The sequence below is a fragment of the Hallella absiana genome, from assembly GCF_025457485.1.
Classification (GTDB): Bacteria; Bacteroidota; Bacteroidia; order Bacteroidales; family Bacteroidaceae; genus Prevotella; species Prevotella absiana.
This window is the reverse complement of record NZ_JAMXSP010000002.1, coordinates 1-22,155: the sequence shown is the minus strand read 5'-3', so window position 1 is coordinate 22,155 and position 22,155 is coordinate 1. Positions and strand designations below refer to the sequence as shown.

The 22,155-nt window shown below is 49.7% G+C and carries 14 protein-coding genes; 5 read left to right on the top strand and 9 right to left on the bottom strand.

From position 1 onward, the window contains the following. Positions 1-37: 37 nt before the first annotated feature. From NG346_RS01155 to NG346_RS01140, 4 genes are all read right to left on the bottom strand, one after another. Positions 38-610, bottom strand: a complete 573-nt coding sequence (locus NG346_RS01155; RefSeq protein WP_262288146.1) for a phosphatase PAP2 family protein — start codon at positions 608-610, stop codon at positions 38-40. 47 nt (positions 611-657) lie between these two features. After that, positions 658-1,968 (bottom strand): MFS transporter, encoded by a 1,311-nt coding sequence (locus NG346_RS01150; RefSeq protein WP_262288145.1) that lies wholly within the window; start codon positions 1,966-1,968, stop codon positions 658-660. A 106-nt stretch (positions 1,969-2,074) separates the two neighbouring features. Next, a complete protein-coding gene (locus NG346_RS01145; RefSeq protein WP_262288144.1) occupies positions 2,075-3,100 on the bottom strand; it encodes a LacI family DNA-binding transcriptional regulator in 1,026 nt (341 codons plus the stop codon). Between the two features lie 233 nt (positions 3,101-3,333). After that, positions 3,334-3,768, bottom strand: a complete 435-nt coding sequence (locus tag NG346_RS01140) for a hypothetical protein (protein ID WP_262288143.1) — start codon at positions 3,766-3,768, stop codon at positions 3,334-3,336. Between NG346_RS01140 and NG346_RS01135 the strand changes: the two genes are divergently transcribed. After that, the gene (locus tag NG346_RS01135; RefSeq protein WP_262288142.1) at positions 3,740-4,732 is read left to right on the top strand and encodes a hypothetical protein; all 993 of its coding nucleotides are present in this window, start codon (positions 3,740-3,742) and stop codon (positions 4,730-4,732) included. The two genes, NG346_RS01140 and NG346_RS01135, sit on opposite strands and share 29 nt — an antisense overlap. Positions 4,733-4,890: 158 nt before the next feature. On the opposite strand, the gene NG346_RS01130 is transcribed toward NG346_RS01135, so the two are convergent. From NG346_RS01130 to NG346_RS01110, 5 genes are all read right to left on the bottom strand, one after another. Continuing rightward, positions 4,891-6,402, bottom strand: coding sequence for an Outer membrane protein SusF domain-containing protein (locus tag NG346_RS01130; protein WP_262288141.1), 1,512 nt, complete (start codon positions 6,400-6,402; stop codon positions 4,891-4,893). A 22-nt stretch (positions 6,403-6,424) separates the two neighbouring features. Then, entirely contained in the window at positions 6,425-7,606 is a 1,182-nt protein-coding gene (locus tag NG346_RS01125; protein WP_262288140.1) for a SusF/SusE family outer membrane protein, read from the bottom strand. A 73-nt stretch (positions 7,607-7,679) separates the two neighbouring features. After that, the gene (gene susD / locus NG346_RS01120; RefSeq protein WP_262288139.1) at positions 7,680-9,389 is read right to left on the bottom strand and encodes a starch-binding outer membrane lipoprotein SusD; all 1,710 of its coding nucleotides are present in this window, start codon (positions 9,387-9,389) and stop codon (positions 7,680-7,682) included. A gap of 25 nt (positions 9,390-9,414) precedes the next feature. Further along, entirely contained in the window at positions 9,415-12,462 is a 3,048-nt protein-coding gene (locus NG346_RS01115; RefSeq protein ID WP_262288138.1) for a SusC/RagA family TonB-linked outer membrane protein, read from the bottom strand. A 903-nt stretch (positions 12,463-13,365) separates the two neighbouring features. Next, complete coding sequence (locus NG346_RS01110) at positions 13,366-14,715, bottom strand: site-specific integrase (protein WP_262288137.1); 1,350 nt, start codon at positions 14,713-14,715, stop codon at positions 13,366-13,368. Positions 14,716-14,990: 275 nt separating this feature from the next. Between NG346_RS01110 and NG346_RS01105 the strand changes: the two genes are divergently transcribed. From NG346_RS01105 to NG346_RS01090, 4 genes are all read left to right on the top strand, one after another. Then, a complete protein-coding gene (locus NG346_RS01105) occupies positions 14,991-18,095 on the top strand; it encodes a SusC/RagA family TonB-linked outer membrane protein (RefSeq protein ID WP_262288136.1) in 3,105 nt (1,034 codons plus the stop codon). Positions 18,096-18,116: 21 nt separating this feature from the next. Further along, complete coding sequence (locus NG346_RS01100) at positions 18,117-19,700, top strand: RagB/SusD family nutrient uptake outer membrane protein (RefSeq protein ID WP_262288135.1); 1,584 nt, start codon at positions 18,117-18,119, stop codon at positions 19,698-19,700. A gap of 74 nt (positions 19,701-19,774) precedes the next feature. Continuing rightward, entirely contained in the window at positions 19,775-20,944 is a 1,170-nt protein-coding gene (locus NG346_RS01095) for a SusE domain-containing protein (RefSeq protein ID WP_262288134.1), read from the top strand. A gap of 15 nt (positions 20,945-20,959) precedes the next feature. Next, positions 20,960-22,018, top strand: coding sequence for an Outer membrane protein SusF domain-containing protein (locus NG346_RS01090; protein ID WP_262288133.1), 1,059 nt, complete (start codon positions 20,960-20,962; stop codon positions 22,016-22,018). The last annotated feature ends 137 nt before the right edge of the window (positions 22,019-22,155 follow it).

Genomic DNA, 22,155 nt, shown 5'->3' with positions numbered 1-22,155 from the left:
AAGTTAAACACAGTGAGAGTATGAGAGGGTAGGGGGATTATTTGTTGAAGAGTTGTATGCAGAGGCTGAGGCTTTGTCCGTCTGTGGTCACTGCGTAACGGTTGTGCTCTCCTGTGATTCTCTCGCCGAGCCAATAGCCCAAGAGCGTACTGCCCACACCGATGGCGGCTCCTGCTGTGACATCCTGCCAGGCATGGCGGTTGCGTGCCATGCGGTCGACAGCCACTCCCGTTGCCACGGCATAGCCTGCCACGCTGATCCAGGGGGAGACGTGACGGTATTCCTTGTCGAGGATGACGGCACCGGTGAAGGCCAATGCAGTATGTCCGCTGGGAAAGGAGTGGTTGTCGGTCCAGTCGGGTCGCCACTCATGGATACTGTGTTTGAGTGCCCACGTGGTGCCAGCAGAAAAGGCGTAGGAGACAACGGTGTTGACAGCCAGTTGTTTCCATCCGCTTTTACTCTCTACGCCACATGTCTTGAGTGCATACACCGTGGCGACGGGCACGAAACGCAGTACGTCGTCGGGACCGTCACCGTGGTAGGCTCGCTGTGCCCATGTGGGCAAAGCGAGCAGTAGGGAAAGAGGTATGCTCCAAAGTCTTTTCATAGAGAGAATGACACTAAAAGCAATAGTTGTTATCGTTTTTTTAGAATCTATTTTTCCTTGATGGCGCTCACGCTCAGTGCACCGAGCACGAGAGCGACACCGGCTACAATCATCATGTGGCTCTGCACGCTGCCTACAAGTGCCAACAGCGTGCCACCGATGGCGGCAGCTACGATCTGCGGGATGCAGATGGTGCCGTTGAAGAGTCCCAGATAGGCACCCATGTGGCCATAGCCCTGCAGGGCATTGGTGACAAAGGTGAACGGCATAGCAAGCATGGCGGCCCAAGCGCAACCGATGAGTAGGAACGGGATGAACAGCAGATACTGGTCGTGGATGAAGGCGCAGGAGGCAAAGCCGATGCCACCCAAAAGCAGACTCACGGCGTAGGCAACCTTACGGTTGGTGAACTTCGGCAGGATAGGAGCCCAAATCACGGAGCCGATAGCCTGCACGGCAAAGAGAATGCCTACCCAGTTGCCGGCAGCCTGGTAACCCTCGCTGGTCACGTCGGTGGTGCCCCAGCAGTTGGCGGCCACGGTGCCATTGGTGTATGTCCACATATACATAAATGCAAACCAGCAGAAGAATTGCACAAGACCTACTTTCCAGAATGTGGAGGGGGCGTTCTTCAACAGTGTCAGCCAGTTGCCACTGCCTTTCTCTTCTTCCTTGACGTCTTCCTTCACTCCGTTGTATTCCTCGTATTCCTTTGGATTCCACTCTTTTACCTTGGCGACAGTGTAGATGACACAGAGGATGAGGATGGCGGCACCGACATAGAAACTATAGATGACAGAGTCGGGGACAACACCCTTAGGCGCGGTGTTGGCAATGCCTAAGAGTGCAAAGACAAAGGGGAAAACATAGCCTACCAGTGAGCCTGCGTTGCACAGAAAACTCTGAATGGAGTAGGCGGCAGCCTTCTGCTTTTCGTTGACCATATCGCCCACCAGCATCTTGAAAGGCTGCATGGCCATATTAATAGAGGTGTCGAGAAACATCAGTGCGATCAAACCAAAGGTCATGGCTGTAGACACGGTCATGCCAAACGAGCCGGAGTTCGGCAGCAGACACATCACAAGTACGGCAATGGCGGCACCGATGAACAGATAGGGAATGCGGCGACCGAAGCGGCACCAGGTCTTGTCGGAACAAGTACCGACAATCGGTTGTACGATGATGCCCATCAACGGCGGCAGTATCCAGAAATAGCTCAAGCTGTGCGGGTCTGCACCTAACGTGGCGAAGATCCGGCTGATATTGGCACTCTGCAGAGCATAGGCAATCTGTACGCCGAAGAACCCAAAGCTCAGGTTCCACAGTCCCCAGAAAGATAGATTTGGTTTTTCTTTCATATCGTGATTCTTTTAGTTGTTCGGTGGTTATGATCTTTATTGTATCTGTTGTATCTATAGCATCTATAGCATCTATGGTTTCTATAGCTTCTATAGTGTCTGTCGTTTATCTCGTTGTGCCGCGGATGATCAGTCTCGTACGTACGACGCGCTTGACGACTTTGTCCATGGGTATCTCTCCTTCTACCTTGCTGATGAGAATGTCGGCGGCCTCCTCGCCGACGAGTACGCCACGCTGCTCCACAGTGGTGAGCATCGGGTCGCAGGCCACGGCGCGCTGTCCGTTGGTGAAACCACAGACCGAGATATCCTGCGGCACACGGAAGCCCATGCGCTTGGCGGTATACAGAATGCCAATGGCGGTGTCGTCGTTCACGGCAAAGAAGGCGTCGGGCTTCTCGTCCTGCGATAGCAAGTCGGGTGTGATGGCCTCGGCGTCGGCACGATTGTCGCAGATGCGGAACATCTTCTTGTCGGGCTCCAAGCCGTAGCGCAACAGGGCGTCGCGGTAACCGTTGTAGCGGTTCTTCGAGATCTCAAGCGTCATCGGCGACATGTAGCAGGCAATGCGGCGGCAACCGGTCTCGATGAGATGGCTCACGGCATTAAACGCTCCCTGATAGTCGTCGACGACGACACGGCTACAATCCACGCCGGTGCAGATGCGGTCATAGAATACCAAGGGCACACCGCTGTTGATGAGCTTCTTGAAATGGTCGTAGTTCATCGTGTCCTTGGCTTGGCTGACGATGATGCCGCAGACCTTGTTCTGATAGAACTTATCACAGAGAAGCGTTTCGCGGTCGTATTGCTCGGCACTCTGTCCCACCATGATGGTGTATCCGCGTGACATGGCTTCCTGCTCGATGCCGCTAAGGATCGAGGAGAAATAGAAGTGATCGAACTGCGGTACGATGACACCGATGATTTTCACGGGCTTCGTGCGACTGTTGCGCAGGTTCTCTGCAATCACGTTGGGGATATAATTGTGCTCGCGCGCGTATTGCTGGATACGCTCGCGCTGCTCATCACTGATGCGGGGACTGTTTTTCATTGCCCTTGACACAGTGGCCACCGACACGCCAAGAGCTTTGGCGATGTCCTTCATGGTGATAGGTGCTGGTTGTTCCATTGTCAAATTTAGGTTGTATGGCAGACTTGCCGCAAAGTTTTTGCATGACCATGGCGGGCGTGCAAACCGTCTGCGCCTTGTATTTGCTCTGTATATAACGCTTTTCTTGCTTTTACACACGCTACATGTGCCTGCTGTGCAAAAGTAGCAAAAAAAGCGAGAGCCCTCCTATATGTGCTATGATTATTTAAGTATTATTTACGCAAACGATTGCGCACGCAGCGTGCGGCTTGCTAATCGGCGACGGTCTGCACTGTTTCGTACAAGGGGAAGTTCTGTTCTGCCCAGCGGTTTGCTCTGTTCTGCCCAGCGGCTTGCTCTGTTCTGCTCAGCGGCTTGCTCTGTTCTGTACGATGCTGCTCAGCAGCATCAAACTGAACCCAGCGCACCCTTGCCTTGCCTTTTCCTGCCTTCCTTGCCTTTTCCTGCCTTCTTTGCCTTTTCCTGCCTTCCTCGCCTTTCCTTGCTTCCCTATTCTTCCTTTCTTCTTCCCTTTTCTCCTTCCCTTTTCCTTTTTTCTCTTTTCTCTTAAAAGTTTTTGCCCACTTTTGTTGTTGCCTATTTTTTTTTGCCTTATCTTTGCAAAAAACGAAGAAACAATGTTTGCCTATGGACGAAGAGACGCTAAAGCAAAAGCTGATGTACGCAGGACCAAAGATCGCCTCCATGAATCGGCGCTTGGAAGGCCATGACTACCAGGCGCGCCAGATCTATCTGATCACGATGTGTGTGGAGAGACGTCGGCCGCTCTTCGGTGAGGTGGTTGGCGACGTGCGCCAACCTGTGGGTGCTCCCGATGCTCCACGTCTGTCGCCCAGTGCTCTCGGCGAGGCCATTATCGAGAACTGGCAAGGGATGCTGGCACGGATACCGGAGATGAAAGGCATCGTCTTTCAACTCATGCCCGACCATTTCCACGGCATTCTCTTTGTCACAGAGCGCCTTTCCCGCTCTTTGGGTAAGATTCTCAACGGCTTCAAGGTAGGTTGCCGACATGATTACCTTGCACTTTGTCCAGAAGAGTATGCTGCTGACAAACTGCGTCAGCACCAAGATGAAAATCGTCAGGACCGCCGTCATGGCATCCTTTATGAAATCAACTATAATGATAAGATACTTCTCAGGGAAGGACAACTCGATGCTTGGATACGCTATGTTATGGACAATCCCCGTCGGCTTCTTGTCAAGCGCGAGCACCCAGAGTTCTTTCGTGTCCAGCGATCGTTGGAATGGAAGGGCATGACGTTCTCAGCCTTGGGCAACCGTTTTCTCCTCCGCAAACCGTTTTACATCCAGATACAGTGCTCACGAAGTCTCACTGAGCAACAGATAGAGGCAGAGAAGGCAAAGGCGCTGGCTCTTTGCCGCCATGGGGCTATCCTTGTCTCGCCTTCGATCTCACCGGGCGAGCGAGCCATCATGCGTGCCGCCTTCGACGCGGGCTTTCCGGAGATCATCCTCAAGGACAACGGCTTTGCGCCTTTGACAAAGCCGTCGGGCAAAAGCTTTGATGCCTGCGCACGTGGTCAGCTTCTCTTCCTCGGACCCACCTTTCACAGCAATGAGCGCAAGACCATCAGCCGCTCCGAGTGCCTCGGCCTCAACGAGATAGCCCGCCGGCTGTGCGAGTGACAGACGCTTCGTCCTGTAAGATGCTGCTCAGCAGCGTCCTATTGAACCCTACATACCGCTGCTTACAAAAAAAGGCAGCCCCGCAACGGAGCTGCCCCTTTTTAGATGTTAGCGGATATATTATTTAAAATATACGCTTATATGATGAAGCCAAATGATTACTTGATGTCACCAGTCTCTGTGCTGAAGTTCAAATAGACCTTCTTGCCAGCACCAGAGGTGAAGGATGCACCGTCTGAGCCACTGTTGCCACGATACTGGATGGACTTGTTGGCGGCAACGCCGAACTCGGCTTTCCACCAATCAGTCTCAGGAATCTCAACATAAATACGTACGGCATTGTCATTCTTCAGTGCTGGTGATACAAAGCTACCGTCTCTGGTGGAAGGTGTGGAGAACAAGTCGGCCTTGGTGCGTGTACCCCATCCGTCAGCAGAAGTATCACCCATGAGGTAGACCTTCGGCGTGTAAGCCTTGAAGGTATGCTTAGCACGGTCTACAACGAGGAGATACCATCCTGCCTTGCTGCACTTCACATTACCACCATCTATTGCGAAGTGGCTGGCTTGGTCTCCACCATCGCAAACAGGGGAGAAACTATTATCCCAACCGGCTTGTGGAGCAAACTTGAACTGCTCGTCCTTGTCAAAGTACTTAACGGTCCAGAAGAGGTCCTGGTTACCGTTAACCATGGTCAGCTCCATCCACTTGTCGTCCCAACCGTAGTTGGCACCTGTCATGAAGAGCTGCGGGATATCCTCTGCAGTAGCGTAGACCGTCTGGTCGAGGAGGTTGACATGGATGATATAATACTGTTTTGTTGTGCCGGCAAACTGAATGTTTCCACCTTTACCATTGTCAATGAGCTTGGTGGTAACAGGCTTCTTTTCGTCCACGGTGAGATCGTGGGTATGAGCATCACCACCGAGCACGGTAGGAGCATTCCAGTCACCCTTATGAGCCAGGTCAAGCAACTTGAACTCGAGATGGTCGCTGGTCAGTTCCTTAGCTGGGACACGAATAGTGAACTCGGGGTTCGAATAGGGATCAGCACCACCAAGTTCATACTTGAACTGTGTATCGTTCTCATTCCAACCATATTTACCATCAGCCTTGACAGCGCCCTTCACATTACCAACGAAATAGTAACCTACTTCAGAGAGCACGGGAGCCTTCGGCTCTACGTACACATCGAACGTACCGGTATTGACATACACATAGTCGTTGCCGGTCTTGGCAGAGGCAAGCACCGTTGCAGAGAACTTACGTGGAACAGGTTTCAGACCATAGCTGTCAGAGACATACTGCTGGATCGTAGCACTGTCCATGTTGCAGTTCGTGCTTAGATCAAACGTCTTTGAGACTGTAGACTTGGCACCCTCACCCGTAGGTTTGAGCACCACACGGACATTCGTCACACCATACTGGTATTCAGCAGGCACCTGAAGTGTTGCAATGTTTACACTGTCCTTCACAGGCTGAGCATTGTTCAGATTGATAGGGTTCGTCTCAGAAGATGTTGTCTGTGACGTGAAACCGGGGATAGTGACAGCATTCTCCTCCGGATTGGTCTGCAGGCCTGCCCAGTCGTCGTAGTCGCCCTTACAAGAGCTCATGCCGACAAGGGTAAGTATTGCAGCCATGCCCAAGAAATATCTTTTCAATTTCATTGTTGTATTCTATTAAATAGTTTTACTTAACTTCCATTGCATCGGTATCGAAGTTGACATGCAGCTTCTGACCAGGAGCACAGGTGACAGAATAGCCGGCACCTTTGTTTTTAGCCCAACTATCGATGAGATTAACATCGCGGTAGTAGATCTTACCCTTGTAAATAGTGAACTCAGTATGCCACCAATTCCATCCTGGGATCTTCATATAAGCGCGGAGCTCACCACCTGCTGCGAATGCAGGAGAAACCCACTCACCGTCGGCAGTCTCAGGAACAGAGAGTTCCCAGCCTGTGGTAGGATCGCTCCAGTCGCCACCAGCTGCGGCACCAATGATGTATGCCTTCGGAGCCTCAGTGCGGAAGGTATAGACCATCTTGTTGCTGGCTGCGTCGGCATGTGCCTGAACAACAATGATGTACCATCCGGCTTTGGCGAACTGGATACCGCCATCGGCAGCGGCCGTGAGACCAGCGTTGGCGTTGTCTTCCAGCTTGGAGACATTGGAGAAGCCATTGGATGCCGTATTGTCGTCACCGAAATGTACTGAAGTATTGGCATCCGCATACATCATGCAGTAGAAGTATTCGGTCTCACCATAGATCAAGCCCATCTGCTTAGCCTCGTTGCCATGATGGATAGAAGCACCAGAGAGGTACATAGTCGTCGGAGTCGTTGCTACATAACTTACCTGCGTATGAGGAAGCGTAATAACATTCGAATTGATATAGGTATTGTCCGTGAAGTCGACATGTGCACGCAGACGAATGTAGACCGGCATGTCAATACCTGTGGGGTCAGCACCGCCATGGGCATTCTGGTAGAGCTTTACAACAGCGTTGTTGAGCTCTGTGCCGTCCACATTCATGTTGGCGGAGGTGTAAGTAGATTTCAGGGTCGAGAAAGCGACATCACCGCCCGCCTCTGTCGTCTGCTTGAAGTTAGGGTCAATAGCCACCTGTACCTCATAGATGATGGGTGCGGTGTAGCCAAAGTCAGGCTGGTTGCACGTAAGATTCAGCGTAGCACCTTTAGCTAAGTCATAAGTGCTGCCTCCCTTTGCTATGGCCGGAGTGTTGAGATGGAAGTCCGAAGCCATCTCCAGCGTGGGGTTGCTGTCTCTGTCCTCTGAGCAAGCGGTCATCATCGGGATAGCCGCAATAGCCAAGAGCGAGAAAGCGATGCTTTTGATTATGTTTTTCATTGAATTAACCTATTAAAATTAGATATGTTTATCGTCTCACCCCTCCCCTCTTCGGGGAAGGTGAAAATAAGCATTAATAACCGGGGTTCTGATGACCCTTGAGGTTAGGATTGCCTTGGATCTCAGTAGCCGGGAAAGGATATGCATTGAAGTGGCTGTCTACGATACGACCGTCAGCAGAGCCGCCCTTCCAGTCCCAAACATACATATTACCATTCAAGCCACGGCTGTTGCCGGCGAAGACACCGAAGCGTACGAGGTCGGAACGACGACGGCCCTCAGCATAGAACTCACGACACCACTCGTCGCAGATGGTCTCCAACGAGAGTTTGTCAGCGGTGAGCGCCTCAGCCCCTGCGCGATCTCTGACTTGGTTGATATAGTTGAGCGCCTCATTGGCATTGCCCAAGCGATAGTTAGCCTCCGCCTCAATCATCAACACCTCGGCATAACGCATCAAAGGCACATCGAAGTCAGGACGATCGGAGCCCGGGTTGTGGACAGCCTGACCATCAGCACGGTGGTTATCCCACTTCACGATAGAGAGGCCATCGTTGAATGAAGAGATCTTGTCTGTCTTGCGCTTGCGGACGCCACCGCCGCGACCACCGTAGAACAGGGCACGGTCATCGCCGGCCTTTTCGAGAATCTGAGCGGTAGAAGAGCCGTCCTTCTGGTCCAGTGCCTTAATATCGGCCTCTGTGGCATCTTTAGGAGCATCTTCGGTAGACAAAGGGCAATCGTCCAAGGTCGGGAAGAACTTACGCACAAGGGCTGCACGAGAGAAGTTACACGACCAACCGTTGGTTGTGCCCATGTCGGGCATACCGGCTTTGCGGAAAGAGTTGAGCAGGTACATACCGCAGGAGTTGGTCATGGTATGCTTGCCGTCCTGGCGAATCGGGAAGATAATCTCCTTCATAGCGTCAGTGTTCTCGTCGTTATCGGCCATGAAGAGCTGCGCATACCCGCTGTGACCATTCTTGGCAGTCTTAGACAGCGCGTACTTGCCAACGAGCTCATCAGCATACTTCTTAGCGTTTGTCATGGCTGTCTGTGTAGTGATCGTAGGATCATAGACGTGGGCATTGAGCCAAAGACGGGCATGGAGCAGGAGAGCAGCGCCCCGGTCTGCACGACCGTAATTTTCACCACTGTTGTAAGCACCGATCTCAGCCATTTGAGGCTCAATCTCTGTCAGCTCCTCATCAAGCCACTTCACCATCTCCGCGCCGGTCTTATACTCAGGATAAGTAGACGTATCGAAGGTAGTCTTGAACGGGCAGTTGTGGAAGAGATCCAACAGATACCAGTAGTGGAGGGCGCGGAGGAAGCGTACCTCTGCACGAACACCCTTATTGGCATCATTATCGGCAACCTCATGGAGGTAGAAGTTATACTGTGTGATATCGTACATCAGGCGCTTGTAAGCCCACTGTACACGGCCGGTAGAAGAGTTCCAGCTGATGGTTGTCACCTCAGGGATACCGGTATCGTTCTGCCATGCCCAAAGGATCTCATCGGTACCAAGCTCCTCAAGGTTGAAAGTGGTACGGTAGAAACCCGACTCACCGGCATCGATACTCATATCACCACTGTTGTCAGGACCTTTCTGACCGGAGAGGCCAAGCATACCATACATCTTGGCAAGCAGGCCCTGCTCATCGTATGTAGATGTCGACTGCGGGTCGATAGGCGAGAGGTTCAGCTCATCACTGCAACCGGTTGTCAACCCTAACGTAAGAGCCGCAACGGCAATCGATTTAATTAATATATGTTTCATTGTGAATGTTCTTTTTCCGTTAATATTAGAAGTTCAGGTTCAATCCGAATTGCAGGCTCCATGGACGCGGATAGGGGTTCTTATCGATACCACTCTGTACCTCAGGATCAAGACCATCATACTTGGTGATGATAAACGGGTTCTGAGCTGTGAGGAACACACGTCCGCCAGCTTCGCCACCCCAAAGGTGAGAGAAGGTGTAACCTAATGTGATATTCTGGCACTTCACGAAGGAAGCGTTGCGGACGAAGTAATCGGAGAGCCAGTGCTGTGTCTGCTGACCTGTAGTAGCATCGATACCCGACCATCCGAGAGCCACGGCATCCGGTGTGGTATTCTGGAAGGCGTTGTTGCTATACAGACCTGTAGCGCTGATATAGGTGTTGTTCGACAGGTTGTCATAATAGACATAGTTGCCGATAGAAGCACGGAAGCTTGCCGAGAGATCCCAGTTCTTATAAGTAAACTTGGTGGTCAGACCCATGGTGACAGGAGCAGCGGGGCTCTTATAGCAATAGCGGTCAGCCTCAGAGATGATACCATCACCATTGCGGTCAACGAAGACACCCTCCAGGGGTTTGCCGTCTTTGTCGTAGACCTGCTGGTAGACGAAGTAGGAGTTCATCGGTTCACCCACCTTCTGTACCTGAAGGTATGTAGAGTTACCACGAGAGATGGTGTTGGAGGTGTTCCACTGATAATAGTCGTCGCCCTCGCCACCGCGGAGCTCTGTAATCTCATTGTGGTTCCAACCGAAGTTGTAGCTCAAATCCCAAGTGAAGTCCTTGGTAACGATAGGCTTAGCATCGAGCGTGAACTCTACACCATAGTTCTCCAGAGAGCCCATGTTCTCCCAGAGCTGCTCAGCAAACATCGTACCTGTAGGAATGATCACGCTCTGCAGCAGATCGGTCGTCTTACGATAGTAAGCATCAGCACTTGCCGTGATACGGTTGTTGAGGAATCCGAAGTCGAAGCCGACATTATACGTTGCTGTCTTCTCCCAGGTCAGATCCGTATTGTACGGTTGCGGACGAAGGGTTGTATAATATTTGTTACCGAAAGGATACTCAGCATACTGGTCACTCTTCGAATAGAGAGGTGTGTAGTAGAAGTCGAGGTCACCAAGGTCCTGCTGGCCGGTAAGACCATAAGAGAGACGGAGCTTGAAGTCGTTCCACCAAGGCATATTCTTGAAGAACTTCTCCGAAGAGATACGCCACATGAAGGCTGCCGAAGGGAAGTAACCCCACTGGTGACCCTTTGCGAAACGAGAAGAACCATCGGCACGGAACGTAGCGGTCAATGAATACTTCTCAGCGAGCGTGTAGTTCAAACGGCCGAAGTAAGAGAGGATAGAATAGTGATGTCCCCAAGCTTGCTGGTCACGGAACGCCTCATTGTATCTTGCGGGCTCAGCTAACTTCTGATGGTCGGAGTTGTATCCGTCAAGACCGAAGCCCTGGTTGTAACCGGTACGATGATAATGGCTCTGCTCTGCACCGCCCATGATATCGAAATCGTGGATACCCCAAACGTGAGCGTATTCAGCGTAGGCGTTGCCCGTCATGCTGTACTTATAATAACGAGTGATGCCATCCCAACCATAGTAGTTGTTCTCGCGAGAGTAGATAGAGTTATCACTTGTCTGGCGAGAGTTGGTGTACTGACCACCGAAGTTGGCATGGAGGTGCAGATCCTCAAAGCCATGAATCTTATAGTCAGCTTCCACGTTACCGGTGAAATCGTTGGTATGTGCGATGGTGCTTGTCAGACCGAGAGTAGCAACGGGGTTGGCAGGAGCGTTTCCGTTGGTTGTGTAAGCCCAGTTAGAATTATTGAACTTTGCAGCCTGTGTGTACTGCCAGTAGCCACCTGTGTACTGTTGGAAGATGGGGTCGTCGCTGCGAACAGGACGTGTAGGATCCATCTTCAGCGCAGATCCCACAACACCGCCGTTACCAGTGTAGTTGTTCTTCTCATAGGTGTACTTCGCAGTGATATTGAAGTTCAGGTGAGAGTCGAAGAAGTGCGGAGAAAGGTTCACACTGCTGTTCCAGCGGTTCATGTCCGACTGTTTGATGATACCCTCATCATACTGGTATCCACCGCTGATACGGTAAGGCATGTTCTTCAGACCACCGGAGATGGAGATGTTATGATCGGTAGAGAGAGCCGTACGGAAGATCTCATCCTGCCAGTCGGTGTTGGCTGTGCCGAGCAATGTAGCATCGCCACCGAGCTGGGTGATAAGGTTACGATACTCATCACCGCTGAGCACGTCATAGCGTTTCTGCGTATGAGACATTGTCACTGTTCCGTTGTAGGCGAGCTTGGGAGCGGAACCAGCCTTACCTTTTTTGGTAGTGATGATAATAACACCGTTTGATGCACGAGAACCATAAATGGCTGTTGCGGAGGCATCCTTCAACACGGTGAAGGTCTCGATATCGTTCGGGTTGATACCAGCAAGGATGTTGGACATACCAGTAGCTGTGTTACCGTCAATGACAAGTCCATCAATGACATAGAGTGGGTCGTTGGAAGCGTTCAGTGACGAACCACCACGAATACGGATCGTAGCACCTGCACCAGGAGTACCACCGGCAGTCTGGACATCCACACCTGCCACCTTACCAACAAGCATGTCGGAGGCTGAGTTGGTGATACCCTTAGAGAGCTCATCGGGCTTGATGGCTGTGACCGAACCGGTGAGGTCGTCCTTCTTGACACGACCGTAACCGATGACGACGACATCGCTGAGCGTCTTCTCGTCTGCTTTCATGGTGATGACCATGTTGTCGCCGGCAGCGACCGTCTGCGGAGCCATGCCCAAGTAAGTGAATGTGAGCTTGGTGCCCGGAGCTACGTTGACGCTGTAGTTACCGTCCATGTCGGTGATGCCCACCGTCTTGCCATTGGCAGTGATGGTAGCACCCATGACGGGTTCGCCGGTAGCATCCTTGACCTGACCTTTGACAGCACCAGACTGAGCAAAGGCCGTAGCGGAAAGGAACAGACCGCCTGCAAGAGCGAGCGTCCTTAGCGGCAATTTGATTTTTACCTGCTTCATTTGCTTTAAATTTAAGTTAATGTTATTGCATTGTTTTTAGTTATCTGCCTTATCTCGATGTATCTCTTTGGGCCATCCCGTGGCCTTGTGGCTGCTGTTTTAGGTTCCTCCTTATTATATATAGGTTGTATGAGCAGTCTTAGACTACATCTTCGTGTGCAAAAGTACTTTCTTTAACTTATATTTGTTTAGTTTTTCCAGCAAAAACACTCTTTTCCCCGTGCAAACGTTTGCAATAGTGTAAAAAGATCACTGTCTGTCATGACTGTTGCATAAGCTGTTGCATGAGCAGCAATGCGGCCGCCACACTACATCTTACAATTGAATCTTCTGTGTCGCAAGGCATTACCGTTCCCCTACGTCAATACCCTTTCTACGAGAGAAGTCTTCGTTGACTTGACTGAAGAGAGGAAATCCTAAGGAGCAGTCACAACAAAAGACCTATTCGACAAAGAGACCAATATATATATAATAGGTATGACAGACATTGATGTTGCCTATGATTGAATACGAACATGCTTTGTTCTTGGGGCAGAACCTATGTGCGCATAGTACCAAACCTATGTTAGCATGGGGCAGAACCTATGTGCGTATGGGAAAGAACCTATGTGTTCGATTTGGTAATCTTATAGAAAAAGATTATTTTCTACATAGGGAATGGTCTTTTCCTACGTAGGAAAAAGTCTTTTCCCTCTTAGAAATTTCAAAACGAGAAATGCATGGTAGGTTTATAGTGTGCTGCAGTGTGATGGCTTGGGGACATTTTGTCTGTTATTCCTAACATGGTTTACACTTTATACTTATTATTTCTAAACAGGTTGCCAACAGAAGGTCTTCATTTCGGATTGTTTTTCTATATAGTCTTTATTCTTAAACAGTTATCCTATATTCCGAATGTCTGCTTCATTTTTTGCCTTTTATTCGCATTCTGACGCTCTTTACAAACTCTTGAGCCTCGGAAGTGTCCAAAAGCAAAGCGACGGCGAGCATTGTGTCGGGAGCGTATTGTGCCGAGGCGTTGACAGCCCCCGTGAGTTCCATGATGGTCGACTCTACCGATCGCAGAGGAGCATGGAGCAGAGCCGCCATATGCGCCGTGGTCATACGCGTGGAACGTTGGATTGTGCACGCGTCAGCAGTGGAGGGTGTAAGCGCATCTGTGTTTAAATTTTGCGGGGCTGTCATGTCTTGATCAACAGATTCAACAGTCGATGATAGAGAGGACGTGGTGGAGGCACTTGAATTGACAGGCGCCGAAGAATACATACAGAGAGAAGTAGTGTTTGGGAAAGAAGACTGCAACATGCGTTCTGTGCATCCTGCCTGAGGCTTGAGGCGTTGGCACAGCGTATCCATCTCCAAGCTGAGTTTTTGCTTGGTGATTTTCGCATAGATCTGCGTACTGCGGATATTTTTATGTCCCAGCAAAGTGCCGACCACCTCTATGGACATGTTGTTTGACAGACAGATGACGGTGGCCATGGTATGGCGTGCCGCATGCCAGGTGATATGTTTATGCAAGTTGCATTTTTTAGTGATTGTTTTGAGCATTTTGTTGCACGCGGCCAGCGAGGGCACGTCAAAGACGTATTCCGAGCTTTTTTTTGTACATCGGCGGCTGAGAATGTCCAGTGCTATGGGGAGTAGTTTGACGTTGACTTCCGTACCTGTCTTTTTACGGTAGGTGTGAATCCACAGTTGGTGGTCAATGGGGTTTCGGACAATGTTTTCTTTGCGCAATCGCTTGAGATCGATATATGCCAGTCCGGTATAACAGCAAAAGACGAAGAGATCCCTCAGGTAAGCTCTTTTGGGAGTACTGTCAAATGGAAAGCATTGCAGACAGTTCAGTTCTTCCTGAGCCAGATAGGTACGATCCGTATCCTCCATATGATTATGATAGTCTGCAAAAGGGTATTGCGGCACGATCCCTTGCTGATAAGCCTTGTGCAATAGCATCTGCACGGGTGTCAGGTAATTCCAAATGGTGTTGTGTGCCAGTTTGCAAGTTTGTTTAAGAAAAAGATGGAAGTTAATGATAAAAGACGGCTGAATGCTAAGGAGTGGAAGATCGCAGACTTCCATTTCCTCCTTCAAGAATTGAGCTATCTTTTTGTAAACCACCTTGTGCTTTCTTAATGTGCTTTCGGCTTTTAAGCCACCAGTGACCATACGCTCAAAATTGTGAATCCATCTGTCATAATATGCCAAAAGGTATGTTTCAGAATTGTCCTTTACAATATTGTACTGCATATATAAAAGTCTATTATTCAACAAACAAGGTAGATCTGTAGTTATTAGTTCCACTGCATGCAAAGGTAATGTTTTTGCTGGAAAAAATCGACAAATATAAGTTAAAGAAAGTACTTTTGCACATGAAGATGTAACCTAAGACTGCTCATACAACCTATATATTGAGGAGGAACCTAAATAGCAGCCACAAGGTCACGGGATGGCCCAAAGAGATACATCGAGATAAGGCAGATAACTAAAAACAATGCAATAACATTAACTTAAATTTAAAGCAAATGAAGCAGGTAAAAATCAAATTGCCGCTAAGGACGCTCGCTCTTGCAGGCGGTCTGTTCCTTTCCGCTACGGCCTTTGCTCAGTCTGGTGCTGTCAAGGGTCAGGTCAAGGATGCTACCGGCGAACCCGTCATGGGTGCTACCATCACTGCCAATGGCAAGACGGTGGGCATCACCGACATGGACGGTAACTACAGCATCAACGTAGCTCCGGGTACCAAGCTCACATTCACTTACTTGGGTATGGCTCCGCAGACAGTCGCTGCCGGCGACAATATGGTGGTCACGCTGAAACCCGACGAGAAAAGCCTCAACGAGGTTGTCGTCATCGGTTATGGTGTGGCTAAGAAAGCTGACCTTACCGGTTCGGTAACTGCTCTTCGCCCTGATGGCAAGAACAAGGGCGTCGTGGTTAATCCCCAGGATATGTTGGAGGGTAAGGTTGCCGGTGTAACTATCACCAGCAACGACGGTACCCCTGGTGCCGGTGCTAATATCCGTATTCGTGGCGGTTCATCTCTGAACGCCAGCAACGACCCGTTAATCGTCATAGACAATATTCCTATTGACAATAATGGTGTCAAAGGTGTGTCTAATATCTTGGCGAGCATCAACCCGCAGGATATTGAAAGCTTTAATGTCTTAAAAGATGCTTCCGCTACAGCTATCTATGGTAGCCGTGGTTCTAATGGTGTTATCATCATCACAACCAAGAAGGGACATAAGGGCGGAGTGAAGGTTTCTTACAATGGCAGTGCTACTGTCAGCTGGAATCCTAAAACCGTTGATGTGCTAAGCGGAGATGAGTTCCGTAGTTTCATCAAAGGTAAGTTTGGTGAAAACTCCGAAGCTTATCAGGCCTTGGGTACGGCAAACACAGACTGGCAGGATTTGATTTATCGTACTGCCATCAGCCAGGATCATGGCGTGACCGTGTCGGGTTCCGCCGGAGCTTACCTTCCCTATCGTGTCAGTGTTGGATACACCGACCAGCAGGGTATTGTGAAGACCTCTGACTTCAAGCGTGTGACCACTTCACTGAACTTGAATCCGTCTCTTCTTGACAATCACTTGAACATCAACCTCAATGCCAAGGGCATGTATGCACATAGCCGCTTCGCTGACGGTGGCATTGTGGGCGCTGCTGTTCATTTCGATCCTACTCAGGACCCGTATGCTTATACCAACAGCTTCTATAAGCAGCAGACCTATGGAGGACAGCCCTTCTTTGGCGCTTATCTCAGCCAGATGCAGAAGAATTTCGGTGGCTACTATGAGTGGCCGAAGGCTGCCAATTACAACGACTCCAGTTGGCCTTATACTTATAATGAGTTGGCTACTGCCAACCCACTGGCTCTGATGAACGAAAAGAAAGATGTGGCCAACAGCCGCGAGTTCATCGGAAGTGCAGACTTTGACTATAAGGTGCATGGCTTTGAGGACTTGCGCCTGCATACTACCTTGGGTGCCGACATCGCTAATGGCCGCCAGAATACCGACATCTCTCCGGCTTACCCAAGCAACGGCGATGCTTACTATGGCAACCATGGTTTTGAGAGCATTCTCAAGAGAAACCTCACTCTGAGTGCTTATGCTCAGTATTTCCACGATTTCAACGACCAGGCCAAGAACCACTTTGATATCATGGGTGGTTATGAGTGGCAACACTTCTGGAGAAGAACCAGAAATAACTACTATGGCTACTATGGCGCAAATTATGCCGGCACAGACCATGAGGCTGGAAGTAAGTACAATGACAAGTCGTACTACTACAAGACTGAGAACTACCTGGTCTCTTTCTTTGGCCGTGCTAACTGGAGCTTGATGGACCGCTACTATGTCACTGCCACTGTACGTGACGACGGTTCTTCCCGCTTCCAAGACCATTGGTCTGTTTTCCCCTCTTTCGCTTTCTTGTGGAAAGTCAACGAGGAGAACAAATTCCGCGATATCGACTGGCTCTCTGATTTGAAACTTCGTCTGAGCTGGGGTCAGACCGGTCAGCAGGATGTGGGACAGGACTATGGCTGGATTCCTTCTTACACGATTAACAAGGATGACCGTACGCTGTACCCTGCCGCTGATGATAAGGGCACACTCTACCGTCCTAACAACTATACACCGAAGCTGAAGTGGGAGACAACTACCACTTATAACATCGGTTTGGACTGGGGCTTGTTCAAGCAGCGCTTGACAGGTAGCGTAGACTGGTACTATCGTAAGACCGATGACCTGATCAACTACGCTCCGACAAAGGTGTTCACCGCATACCGTAACCAGGCTTACCAGAACATTGGTTCGCTGCGTAACATGGGTGTGGAGACCTCGTTTGAGTGGAAAGCCATTCAGGCTAAGGATTGGTACTGGACCCTCGACTACAACTTCACTTACAATAGTAACCGTATCACAAACCTCAATGGCGTGAGCACCGGCGATGAGCCTGTCGCTAACACATCCATCACCATTGGTACGGATAAGCACCTTGAGTATCAGGCTGTTGGACACACCATGAACTCGTTCTGGGTCTATCAGCAGGCTTATGACAAGAATGGCAAACCTATTGAGGGTGTCGTTGTTGATAGAAACGGTGACGGCCAGATTAGCTCTGCCGACCGCTATTTCTACAAGAGCCCGGTGGCTCCTGTGACGATGGGCTTCGCTTCGCGTCTGGAGTATAAGAATTGGGATTTCAGCTTCTCTCTGCGTGCCAACATCGGCAACTATGTCTATGATGCTGTCAACCAGGGATTCCACGATGTCAGCGAGAATGGATTGTGGCCTTCTACGAAGTTCTTAAGCAACACCACTACAAAGGCTGTTGCTGAAAACTGGACAACCAACACCGAGTATGTGCAGCTCTCTGACCGCTGGATACACAATGCCAGCTTCCTGAAGTGTGACAACATCTCGCTGGGCTACAGCTTCAACAACTTGTTCAAGTCTTCAGGCTATCAGGGTGTCAGTGGACGTGTCTATGCTACTGCTTCCAACGTGTTCACTATTACCAAGTATGATGGACTTGATCCGGAAGTGTTCAATGGATATGACAACAACCTCTATCCGCGTCCGTTCTCTCTGATCTTCGGTCTGAACCTTAACTTCTAACTCATAAAAGATTTTTCAGTCATGAATAAGAAATTCAAATATATATTCTCTGTGGCTGCGGCAGCAATGATGTTCGGTCTGTCATCCTGCACGGGTGACTTGGACGTAACGCCCATTGACCCGAACATGAACACTGAGGTACAGCCCAATGCACTCTTCAACAAGTGCTTCGCCAACTTGGCCATGGCAGGTAACAGCCAGGGTGATGGTGACTGTGATATCGACGGTCTGGACGGTGGTACGTCTGGTTTTATCCGTCAGTTGTGGAATTCCAACGAGCTTACTACTGATGAAGCCATCTGCCACTGGACGGATGCCGGTATCCAGGAGTTTGACTATAACTCCTATGGTTCTGGACAGCCGATGCTCAACGGCTTCTTCGCTCGTCTGACAACAGGTATCACATACTGCAACCAGTATATCAACAGCTGCGGAAATGTGGATGCCACCAAGACAGCTGAGATTCGCTATCTCCGGGCTTTGGAGTATTACTTCCTCATGGATGCTTTTGGCAATATTCCATTCTCTACAAACATCACGGATGAGCCTTCATACATGACACGTAAACAGGCTTACGACTGGATAGAGAAAGAGCTGCTCGAGGTGGAGCCTCTGCTCCCCGACCCATCTGTGAAGCATTCTACAGACAAGGGCTATCTGACTGCCGACAAGGCCGCCGTGTGGATTCTCCTCTCTCGTCTTTACCTCAATGCTGAGGTCTACACAGGAACTCCTGAGTGGAAGAAAGCCGAGGAGTATGCTAAGAAGGTGATTAATTCTCCTTATAAGCTCAACACTACGGGGGCCAACGGATTCTCTGCTTACCAGATGCTGTTCATGGGCGACAATGGAGAGTCCAGCGCTGCTCAAGAGGGTATCTTCCGCATCGGTCAAGATGGAACAACTACGACATCTTGGGCTGGCGTGCTGTTCCTTATCGCTTCTACATGGGATGGTACCATGGGTGACAAAGGCACTAGCCAGACTTGGTCAGGAAACCGTTGCCGTAAAGACCTTATTCTTAAATTCTTCAAGGACGGCGACGCACCTAATGTTGATAGCAAAGAGATGGTTAAGGATGCCGGTGATGACCGCGCTATCTTTGACGGTGCCGGACGTACGCTCGACAATGGTCTCGGATACAAGGGTAAGTTTACCGATGGCTTCGCTTGCGCTAAGTGGACCAATGTGAAGTCTGATGGCTCGGCCGCTCATGATGCAAACTTTGTCGATGGTGATTTCTTCCTCTTCCGCGTTGCTGAGGCTTACCTTACTTATGCTGAGGCTGATGCACGACTCAATGGTGGCTCAACAGATGCTGAAGGTACAAAGTATATCAATGCGCTTCGCGCCCGTGCTCATGCTGAGGAGAAGGCAGGATATAGTCTTGATGACATCTGCGATGAGTGGAGCCGCGAGTTCTATTTCGAAGGCTTGCGTCGTCCTATTCTGATTCGCTTCAACCGCTTTGGTGGCAGCAACAACTATAACTGGAGTTATAAAGGTGGTGTGAAGGAAGGCCGCAACTTTGACAAGACGCGCAATATCTTTGCTATTCCAGCTAACTATGTCAAGGGCTCGCTCGTGCAGAACCCTGGCTATTAATCAAACTTTTCTTAGGATAGGGGATGGCAAAGCAACCATCCTTATCCTGAGAATTATTTAAAAGGAATAAACCCATGAAAAATATATTTAAGACTTCAGCTTTGTTGCTTTGTGCCATGGCTGTGTTCGCTTCCTGCGAAGACGACCGCGACAACAATCCTGTTCTGCAGACGCCTACCTCGTTTAAACTGAATGAGCCGGCCTATGCAAACTCTACAGTTGATCTGACTGCTTCTAATACGCTCCATTTCACATGGTCACAGCCTGACTACGGCTTCCCTGTGACAGCGCAGTATGAATTGCAGTTCTCACCGTCTAACGACTTCTCTGTTTCCTATGCCCAGGCTAAGGACGATCCAACGGGAACGACGGTTCCAACCTATAGTGTGGCTGGAGGTGTGAAGACGGTTTGCTCCAATGATGTTCTGGCTAGTGATGTGGCTACGGCTATCATGAGAGTCACGCAATGGAGCAAAAACCAAGTTCCTGCTGAGCAGGATGTGTATGTACGCTGCGCATCTGCTTTCAACAACGATACTATCTATAGTAATGTTGTAAAGATTAAGGTTACTCCTTATTGGATCAACCTGCGTGACAAGGAGCCGAACTATTGGTATCTTATCGGTTCTTGCATCGGTGATGGTTCTTGGGGCGGTAACATCGGTAAGGACATGATTCCTCTCTATCCTATTTCTGGTGAGAAGTATGATATGACTACCGGTGATGGTAAGTTCTCTTACACGGGATACTTCCCTGCTTCTCTTGGATTCAAGTTCCGTCATTCTGCCACTGATAACTGGGCTGAACAGATTGGTACATCCGACGGTGCTCTCTCTCCTGTTTGGAATGATGGTGGCTCACAGAACTTCTTCGTTCCCTCTGATGGTTACTATACGGTGACTTACCGTACCGACAAGAAAGAACTTAGCGTTGTTCCTGCTACTTCCATTACGGACACACCCGTTGAATACACATCCGTGAAACTGGAGGGTGATGTGAATGTTGAGCTGAAGGCATTCAGTACTTACGCTGGTGCAAAGAACCACGACTGGGTAGGCACTGTTGATATCACCGCGAATGGTAGCTGCCACTTCGTTATGAATGATGGTACGAAGTTCGGCTCTTCCGATTTCACGCATGGTACCGCAGCCAAGAATGGTAAGGATATCAAGGTGAAAGTAGGAAAATATCAGGTGTGGTTCAATGATCTGACCGGTCAGTACAACTTCATCTATCAGGAATAATAAATGAATACAACTATGAAAAAGATTATATTTGCTCTTGGCACTGTGGCACTGCTCGCAAGCTGCTCCGGTGACCAATACGACAGCTGGGTTTCGCCCCAGTCCAATCCAGAGGAGGCTAAGCAGTCTATCTCTTTGACTGCAACTCCGGGTGAGGCCGTTGACTTTAACAAGGTAAGCACAGACTCCATTAAGTTCTTCAGCTATGATTTGAAGTCTGATGCTGCTGTAAGTAGTGAGAAAAAGTTCCTTACTCTGTTCAGTGCCGACAAGAAGGCATCGGTGAAACTCTCTACAGACGATAAGAACCAGGTGGCTGCTGCTGACCTGCAGAAGGCCGTTGAGAACTTGTATGGTAAAGCTGGCGTAGAGCGTCAGGTCCCTGTTACTTTAACCGACTCTGTGTTGGTTACCTCGGGCGAGGGCTATGTGCTTACCGCTGATTTCACAAGTCCTGTAACTCTCGTTACTCCTAATTTCTCCGAGTTCTTCTATGAAATTGGTAACGAAAGCGGATGGAGCACCTCACACGCTTTGCGCTCGCCTGATATGGACGGCAAGTACGAGGGCTTCTACTACCTTAATGGCGCATTCAAGTTCAAGCCAAATGCTGACAACTGGGATGGCGACTATGAGTACAATGGTGAGGGTAAGCTCACTCAGGATGGTTCAGACAATATCCCTGATCCGGGAGCTGGCTTCTACATGATAGATGTGGATTTGAACTCCAGTACTTATTCTCTGACAAAGATTAATTGTCTGAGCATAACCGGCGATGGCGTCGGCGGATGGCCTGCTGATGGTGACAACAACTCACATGATAAGGATATGACCTACAATGTAGCTGATGGCTGTTGGGAATGGACAGGCACTATTGCTGCATCCAAGGGGTTCAAGATCCGTATGAATCATGATTGGACAATATCGTGGGGTGGTAAAGCTGGTGTCACCGACTATGATAACATGACATATTCTAATGGCAATAACCTTGAGGTTGCTGAGGACGGAACCTATGAAGTGAAGTTCTATCTCACTTACGAGGGCAACAATAAAGTGGTTATTACGAAGAAGTAAGTTTTTACCGCTTTATCAGGCCCAAGGGGGATTGTCCGTGGCGGACGGATGCCGCTGCCTAACCAAAGAACTTGATATGATAGCGTGCTAAAACTATTTTTTTTGCTTACCTTTGCGGTCATGGAACAAGAAAAGAT